Origin of the sequence: Microbacterium enclense (genome assembly GCF_004022425.1) — a bacterium.
GTDB classification, from domain to species: Bacteria; Actinomycetota; Actinomycetes; order Actinomycetales; family Microbacteriaceae; genus Microbacterium; species Microbacterium enclense_A.
Genome location: NZ_RBZY01000087.1, coordinates 1 through 7,523 on the forward strand (window position 1 = coordinate 1; position 7,523 = coordinate 7,523).

General features: G+C 72.5%; 7 protein-coding genes. 5 read left to right on the top strand and 2 right to left on the bottom strand.

From position 1 onward, the window contains the following. Positions 1–148 precede the first annotated feature (148 nt). Positions 149–1,207, bottom strand: a complete 1,059-nt coding sequence (locus D8Y23_RS15500) for an NADH:flavin oxidoreductase/NADH oxidase (RefSeq protein WP_128218966.1) — start codon at positions 1,205–1,207, stop codon at positions 149–151. A gap of 29 nt (positions 1,208–1,236) precedes the next feature. On the opposite strand from D8Y23_RS15500, the gene D8Y23_RS15505 reads away from it, so the two are divergent. From D8Y23_RS15505 to D8Y23_RS15520, 4 genes are all read left to right on the top strand, one after another. Next, entirely contained in the window at positions 1,237–2,088 is an 852-nt protein-coding gene (locus tag D8Y23_RS15505) for an ADP-dependent NAD(P)H-hydrate dehydratase (protein WP_128218967.1), read from the top strand. Between the two features lie 114 nt (positions 2,089–2,202). Further along, complete coding sequence (locus tag D8Y23_RS15510; protein WP_205797325.1) at positions 2,203–3,507, top strand: glycosyltransferase family 87 protein; 1,305 nt, start codon at positions 2,203–2,205, stop codon at positions 3,505–3,507. Between the two features lie 9 nt (positions 3,508–3,516). Further along, a complete protein-coding gene (locus tag D8Y23_RS15515; RefSeq protein ID WP_128218968.1) occupies positions 3,517–3,840 on the top strand; it encodes a thiamine-binding protein in 324 nt (107 codons plus the stop codon). Positions 3,841–4,040: 200 nt separating this feature from the next. Further along, positions 4,041–5,321 (top strand): MFS transporter, encoded by a 1,281-nt coding sequence (locus D8Y23_RS15520; protein ID WP_128218969.1) that lies wholly within the window; start codon positions 4,041–4,043, stop codon positions 5,319–5,321. A gap of 161 nt (positions 5,322–5,482) precedes the next feature. Here the strand turns inward: D8Y23_RS15520 and metX are convergent, their stop codons facing one another. Then, positions 5,483–6,688 carry a homoserine O-acetyltransferase MetX gene (metX, locus tag D8Y23_RS15525; RefSeq protein WP_128218970.1) on the bottom strand — a complete coding sequence of 402 codons (1,206 nt, stop codon included), beginning with the start codon at positions 6,686–6,688 and terminating at the stop codon, positions 5,483–5,485. 95 nt (positions 6,689–6,783) lie between these two features. Here metX and D8Y23_RS15530 point away from each other — a divergent pair, with 95 nt between their 5' ends. Further along, positions 6,784–7,482 carry an SDR family NAD(P)-dependent oxidoreductase gene (locus D8Y23_RS15530; RefSeq protein WP_128218971.1) on the top strand — a complete coding sequence of 233 codons (699 nt, stop codon included), beginning with the start codon at positions 6,784–6,786 and terminating at the stop codon, positions 7,480–7,482. The last annotated feature ends 41 nt before the right edge of the window (positions 7,483–7,523 follow it).

A 7,523-nucleotide genomic window follows, 5' to 3' on the forward strand; every position in this document is an offset into this window, starting at 1 on the left:
CCCGCCGCCGCTTCGTGTGACGCGCGCGGCGGCGGGGGCTCGGCATCCGGGTCCGTGCCTCCGCGTGCATGACCTCAGCGATGCGCACGGTCTCAGCGGAGATCGGGGGGTCGCGACTGAGGATGTGCGCGTCGCTGAGGATGCGTCCTCAGTACGCGCGCAGGTACTGCGGGGGAGCGGGAACGTCGGCGCCGAGCTCGGCGGCGGCGCGCAGCGCGTAGTGCGGATCGCGGAGCCATTCGCGGGCGGACAGCACCGCGTCGGCGCGACCCTCGGCGACGACGGACTCGGCCAGGCGGGCGTCGTCGATCATGCCCACGGCACCGACGAGCAGACCCGTCGCGCGGCGGACGGTCTCGGCGAGGGGCACCTGATACCCGGGCCCCGGATGGATGCTCTGGTGCGGCACGAGCCCGCCGCTGGAGACGTCGATGAGGTCGGCCCCCGCCGCGGCGACTCGCTCGGCGGCTCGAACGGTGTCGTCGATGTCCCAGCCGCCCTCCGCGGCATCCGTCCCCGAGAAGCGCACGAACACCGCGGTCTCCGGTGCGGCGGCGCGCACCGCAGCGGTCACGCGCTCGAGCAGACGCACGCGTCCGTCGAAAGATCCGCCGTACTCGTCGTCGCGGTGGTTGCTGAGCGGCGACAGGAACTGGTGGAGCAGGTAGCCGTGGGCGGCGTGCACCTCGAGCACCTGGAACCCGGCCGCGACCGCGCGGCGGGCGGCATCCGCGAAATCCGTCACGACCTTCTCGATGCCCGCCGCGTCGAGTTCCCGCGGCTCGGCGAAGCCCGGATAGGCGAGGGCCGAGGGGGCCACGGTGGTCCAGCCGCCGACCTCCGGCGCGACGGATCCGCGGCCGCCGGTCAGGGGCGAGGTGGTCGAAGCCTTCCGCCCCGCGTGACCGAGCTGCACTCCCGCCACCGCGCCGCGCGCGCGGACGGCGGAGACGATCGGCGTCCAGGCGTCGACCTGCGCGTCGTTCCAGAGTCCGACGTCGTCGGGGGAGATGCGCCCTTCGGGCGACACGGCGGTCGCCTCGGCGATCACGAGCCCGGCACCTCCCGCGGCGAACTGAGCGAGGTGGACGTGGTGCCAGTCGTTCGGGATGCCGTCGACGGCGCTGTACTGGCACATCGGTGAGACCCACAGACGGTTGCGCATCTCGATACCGCGGATGGTCAGGGGAGTGAAGAGGGTGCTCACGTCGGCCTCTCTCGTTCTAGGGTGACGCCATGACGGCGAGGGACTGGACCGGGCACGAGGTGGCCCGCACACTTCGGAGGCCAACCGAAGCCGACGACAAGTATTCCCGGGGGGTCGTCGGGCTCCGCACCGGGTCGACGCGCTACCCGGGCGCCGCGGTCCTGGGCGTCGAGGCGGCGTGGCGCACCGGGACGGGCATGGTGCGCTACATCGGTCCGTCGCGGGCGCAGGACCTCGTGCTGCAGCGCCGCCCCGAGACCGTGACGGCCGACGGCCGCGTGCAGGCGTGGGTCATCGGATCGGGAACGGATGCCGGTGAGCGCGACGCCGAAGAGACGGCCGCGCTCCGCGGCATCCTGTCCGGCGACGTGCCCGTCGTCGCGGACGCGGGTGCCCTCAATCTCGTCCCTGCCGCATCGGCGCCGGTGATCGTCACCCCGCACGCGCGCGAGCTCGCGCGGCTCCGCGAGGCGCTGGGGCTGGATCCCGACGCCGCCCTCGACGACGACGCGCGTGAGCGGGCCGCGCTCGAGATGGCCGAGGCGCTCGGCGGCGTCGTGCTCTCCAAAGGCGCGGTGACGATGGTCGCGGCAGCCGGAGGATGGGTGCGGCGCGTCTCCACGGGGACGCCGTGGCTCGCGACCGCCGGGACCGGAGACGTGCTGGGCGGCGTCCTCGGGGCGGTCACCGCCGGTGCGGTCGCGGCCGGGCGCACCGCCGTCGACGACCTCGCGGCGTGTGCGGCGACGGCCGCGTGGCTGCACGGCACCGCCGGCACGGTCGCGGCGGGCCGTCATGGCGCATCGGGGGGACCGATCACGGCGCTCGATGTCGCCGAGGCGCTCCCGGGCGTGATCGCGGACACGTTCGGCGCTGCCTGACGGACTCGATCGCGTAACGGTTGCCCCGCGCGGCTCCCGCCGGGCCGCGGGTGCGGGCGGTCGGCGGCATCCCGTCGTCCGGGGCGCTCAGGCGCGCCCGCTTAGGATGATGCGGTGGTGAGGCGTGTCGTCGTTCTGTTGCTGGCGTTCGTCGCCGTCCACGTCACCGTGGGGATCCTGGGCTATCAGCAGCCCAACGAACCCATGGGCGACGTGTATCTGGTGTACGAACCGTGGTCGCGCTGCGCCCTCTTCGGCGGGGTGGACGTCTCCGCGTGCACGCGCTCGGTCGCGTGGGAGTGGCCCGGCATCACCGAGAAGTGGATCTACCCGCAGCTCGCCTTCCTCCCGATGACGTTCGCCTGGCTCTTCGCCTGGGCGGTCGGCTACACGCCCGCGTGGGCGATCACGGTCTCGCTGTTCAACCTCGTCGCGTTCGTCATCCTCGTCGGCTCGGGCCGCTCGCGCGGGCGCGTCATCGCGGCGTGGTTCTGGCTCGCGGCGATCCTGCTCATCGGGCCCGTCGGCATCTACCGGATCGACGGCATCACCGTTCCGTTCGCGATCCTCGGCGGGATCTGGCTCGTGCGCCGGCCGTTCGTGGCGTCCGTCCTGCTCTCCATCGCCGTGTGGATGAAGGTGTGGCCGGCGGCGATCCTGGCCGCCGGGTTCGTCGCCATCCGCCGACGCCTCGCGCTCGTGTGGGGAGCCGTCGCGGTGTCGCTCGCGACGATCATCCCCGTCGTGGCCCTCGGCGGCGCGCCCTACGTCTTCGGGTTCGTCGGGGATCAGACCTCGCGCGGCATCCAGATGGAAGCGCCGGTCGGCGGGCTCTACATGTTCCTCGCCGCGTTCTACGTGCCCGGGTCCGAGGTGTACTACGACGGCGACGTGCTGACCTTCCAGGTCACCGGCCCGGGCGCGGACGTCGTGATCGCCGCGATGACGCCGATCATGCTGCTCGTCATGCTCGCGGTGCTCATCGTCGGGGCGCGGAAGATGTGGCTCGGCGCCACCTTCATCCGCGTCGTCCCGCCTCTGGCGCTCGCCCTCGTGACCGCGTTCATCGCGCTCAACAAGGTGGGTTCGCCGCAGTACTACGTGTGGCTGTTCCCGCCGGTGGTGCTCGGTCTCATGCTCGACCGGCGCCGCTGGTACGGATTCGCCGCGCTGACCCTCGCCATCGCCGCGGTGACCCAGTGGGTGTACCCGCTCGTGTACGACGGGCTCATGGCCACCCATCCCGCACCCTTCCCGGTGTTCCTGCTGGAGGTGCGCAACCTCCTCGGGGTGGTGCTGATGGTGTGGGCGATCGTCCGGGTCGCGCGCGCGGACACGCACCGCGTCGCCCGGCCGAAGGACCTGCGCGACTGGGTGCTCGGCCGCCGGTCGGTTCCCGCGCGCGTGCCGGCGACCTAGGCTCGGACCATGCTCATCGCGTTCTCTGTCGCCCCGTCCGGAGTCGGTACCGCCGCGGCGGAGAGCGCCGACGGCTCCGTGCACGACGCCGTCGCCGCCGCCGTGTCCGTCGTCCGCGCCTCGGGCCTGCCGCACCGCACGACCTCGATGTTCACCGAGGTCGAGGGGGAGTGGGACGAGGTGTTCGACGTCGTCAAGCGCGCCACCGACGCCGTGATGCCGTACGGCTCGCGCGTCTCGCTCGTGCTGAAGGCCGACATCCGCCCGGGCCGTACCGGGGAGATCGACGGCAAGATCGAGCGCCTCGAGCGCGCGATCGACGACGCGGGCTGAGGCGGGCGGGCATCCGGCCTGGCCGTCCGCATCCGCGCTCAGCGAGTCCGGCGTCCCTCAGAAACGCGATTCACGCGCATAATCGCGTTCTCTCGCCGTTTCCCGGCGCGGATCGCGTTCATGCCGCCCGTGGGGAGCCTCGACACGCGGGGCGCCGAATCGATTCGACAGGACCGCGCGCGGGCCACTAGCATCGCGGAGTGACCTCTTCGACGACCTCGAAGGGTGCGGCGAAGCGGGCGCTCCTTTCTCTCGCCATCGGCAGCTTCGGTATCGGCATGACGGAGTTCGTGGTGATGGGGCTCCTGCCCAACATCGCACGCGACCTCGTCCCCTCCGCCTGGGCGGCATCGCCCGACGACGCCATCGCCCAGGCCGGGTGGCTGGTGTCGCTGTACGCGCTCGGCGTCGTCGTGGGTGCCCCGACGATCGCGGGGTCGGTGGCACGCTTCCCGCGGCACCGCGTGATGATCGTGCTCGCCGCCACGCTGACGTTCTTCACCCTGCTGACCGTCGTCGCGCCGACGTTCGAACTCGTCGCGGCATCCCGGTTCCTCGCGGGACTCCCGCACGGCGCCTACTTCGGCATCGGGGCCCTCGTCGCCGCCGACGCGCTGGGCCCCGGCAACCGCGCGAAGGGCGTCGCGTTCGTGCTCACGGGCCTGACGATCGCGAACGTCGTCGGTGTGCCGCTCGGGACGCTCCTCGGCCAGCAGGTCGGCTGGCGCGCCGCCTTCGCGGTGGTCGCGGGCATCTTCCTCCTGGCCACGGTGAGCATCGCGTTCTTCGTGCCGGCTCATCCCGGGATGCCAGGACGCCGCCTCCGCGACGAGTTGCGGGTGTTCCGCCTCGGTCAGGTGTGGTTCGCCCTGGGCATCGGCGCCATCGGATTCGGCGGCTTCTTCGCGATGTACAGCTACATCGCCCCCATGATCACGGATGTCGCGGGGCAGCCCGAGTGGGTCGTGTCGGCCGTCCTGGTGCTGGTCGGCATCGGGATGACGGTCGGCAACATCGTCGGGGGAGTCCTCGCCGACAAAGACCTGCGCTTCTGGCTGCACGTCGGGCTGATCGCCCTCGCCGTGGCATCCATCGGTCTGGCCGTGACCGCCGGCTGGATCTTCAGCCTGGCGCTCTTCGCGTTCCTCGTGGCCTTCTGCGGTGCGGCGCTCAGCCCCGCGATCCAGACGCGGCTCATGGATGTCGCGGAGGACAACCAGTCGATCGCGGCGGCCCTCAATCACTCTGCCCTGAACATGGGCAACAGCCTCGGCGCGCTTCTCGGCGGTCTGGTCATCGCCGCGGGCCTCGGGCTCGTGGCCCCGGCCTGGGTGGGGGCCGCGCTCGCGCTCGCCGGGCTCGTGGTGGCGGTCGTCGCGTACCGCGTGGAGGACCGCAGCGGGCGGCACCCGGCGCACCGGATGCCGGCGGCCGAGGCCGCGACCACGGCGATCACCGGCTCGATCCCGACCCAGGGCTGATCCCCGGCGCGGCACGGCGCTACCGCGTCCGGGCGCGGCTGGTGCCCCGGTTTCGGTGTCCAAGACACGCGGATGCCGCGGGCTCGCGTCCGTGTGTCCTGGACACTCGACCCGGTGGGGCGGGTCCGCGCGCGTGGCGCCGAGCGCAGCGGCATCCCGGGTCAGACCGCGAACAACCGCCGGAGCTGGTGGTCGACGGCGGCCGTCTCGATGAGGAAGCCGTCGTGGCCGAAGTCGCTCGGGAGGACCACCGCCTGATCCCCGTCGAGGGTGTTCGGGATGCCGCGGGCGATGCGGTGCTGCCCGTCGACGGGGAACAGCCGGTCGCTGTCGACCCCGAGCACGAGGGTCGTGGCGGTGACCCGACGCAGGGCGTCCTCGACCCCGTCGCGGTCGCGACCCACGTCGTGCGAGTTCATCGCCTCGACGAGGGTGAGGTAGCTGTTGGCATCGAAGCGGCGCGTGAACTTGTTGCCGTGGAAGTCGAGGTAGGACTCGACGGCGAAGCGTCCGCCGTGTCCGAGGGGGCTCACGCCGGACTGCCACGAGCGCTGGAAACGCTGGTTGAGCTCAGTGGGGCTGCGGTAGCTGAGCATCGCCATGCGACGGGCGAGGGCGAGCCCGCGGTGCGGGCCGTCGCCGTCGCCGGCGTCGTAGAACGCCCCGCCCGCGAAGCGCGGGTCCATGCGGATGGTGTCGGCCTGGACGGTGTTCGACGCGATCTGGTCGGCGGTCGTGATCGGCGGGGACGACAGGATCGCCGCGCGCTCCACGCGGTCGGGATGTCCCACGGCCCACTCCAGCGCATGCATCCCGCCCATCGATCCGCCGATGACCGCCGCCCACCGGCCGATGCCGAGAGCGTCGGCCAAGTGCGCCTGCGCACCCACCTGATCGCGGATCGTCAGATACGGGAAGCGGGCGGCCCACTCGTAGCCGTCGGGCGCGATGCTCGCGGGTCCCGTCGAGCCCTGGCATCCCCCCAGCATGTTCGGGGCGACCACGAACCAGCGATCGGTGTCGATGGCGGCTCCGGGTCCCACGAGGTCGCCCCACCACCCGGCGGTCGGGTGGCCGGGGCCTGCCGCACCGCGGACGTGGCTGTCGCCGGTCAACGCGTGGAGGATCAGAACGGCGTTGTCGCGCGCGGGCGCGAGCTCGCCCCACGTCTCGTAGGCCAGACGGAAGCCGGGGAGGCGCTCTCCGTTCTCCGTGCGGAACTCGCCGAATGCCGCGAACCGCCGGTCACCGACCGGATCGCCGTCGCGCCAGGCCCCCGTCGCGGGGGGACGTCCGAGGAGGGACCGGGCGTCGGCCTCCGTGATCGGCGCCGAGGGCACCGTGTCTTCGGAGATCTGCCAGTCCATGGCATCCATTCTCCCGGGTCGCGTCGCGGCCGGAGCGACTGTTACGGGCTTGTCCAGCCCTGCGCCGCCGGGCGACGTGTGGGCATGATCGGAGCATGGCGACCTTCCTCCTCATTGCGGCCTCGAGCGACATCGGCGGGGCCACGGCCCGGCGTCTGCGCGACGGCGGCCATCGCGTGATCACGACGGCCCGCGACCGGTCGGTGATCGAGCCCGACCTGATCCTGGATGCCACCGACTTCGACGCCGTCGACCGGGCCGTCGCAGGCGCCGGAGAGCTCGACGGCATTGCGGTCTTCGCGGGCTCGATGCTGCTGAAGCCCGCGCACCAGACGTCGCGCGAGCAGTACGACGGCATCGTGGCGGCCTCTCTCACGACGGCGTTCGCGGCGGTGCGGGCCGCGGGCAAGCACCTGCGCGGCGGGGGATCCGTGGTGCTGACGTCGTCGGCCGCGGCGCTGGCGGGACTGTCGAACCACGACGCGATCGCGGCCGCGAAGGCCGGCGTCATCGGGCTCACGCTTTCGGCCGCCGCGAGCTACGCCGCGCGCGACCTCCGCATCAACGCCGTCGCGCCGGGGCTCGTGCAGACGCGGCTGACCGCGGGGCTCACGGCGAGCGACACGTCGCGGAAGGTGTCGGAGGCGATGCACCCGCTCGGGCGTCTCGGCGAACCCGACGATGTCGCACGTGCGGTGGAGTTCCTGCTCGACCCCGCGAACGCCTGGATCACGGGCCAGGTGCTGGGTGTGGACGGCGGCCTCGGCAGCCTGCGCCCTCGTCAGCGCGTCTGACCCGCGTTCTCCCGCGTGAGGGGTCAATATCTGTCGCTTCG

Bases quoted from the DNA above. Each gene is read 5' to 3' on its own strand.
- D8Y23_RS15505 (WP_128218967.1), top strand. From the start codon at position 1,237: ATGACGGCGAGGGACTGGACCGGGCACGAGGTGGCCCGCACACTTCGG.
- D8Y23_RS15515 (WP_128218968.1), top strand. From the start codon at position 3,517: ATGCTCATCGCGTTCTCTGTCGCCCCGTCCGGAGTCGGTACCGCCGCG.
- metX (WP_128218970.1), bottom strand. From the start codon at position 6,688: ATGGACTGGCAGATCTCCGAAGACACGGTGCCCTCGGCGCCGATCACG.
- D8Y23_RS15530 (WP_128218971.1), top strand. From the start codon at position 6,784: ATGGCGACCTTCCTCCTCATTGCGGCCTCGAGCGACATCGGCGGGGCC.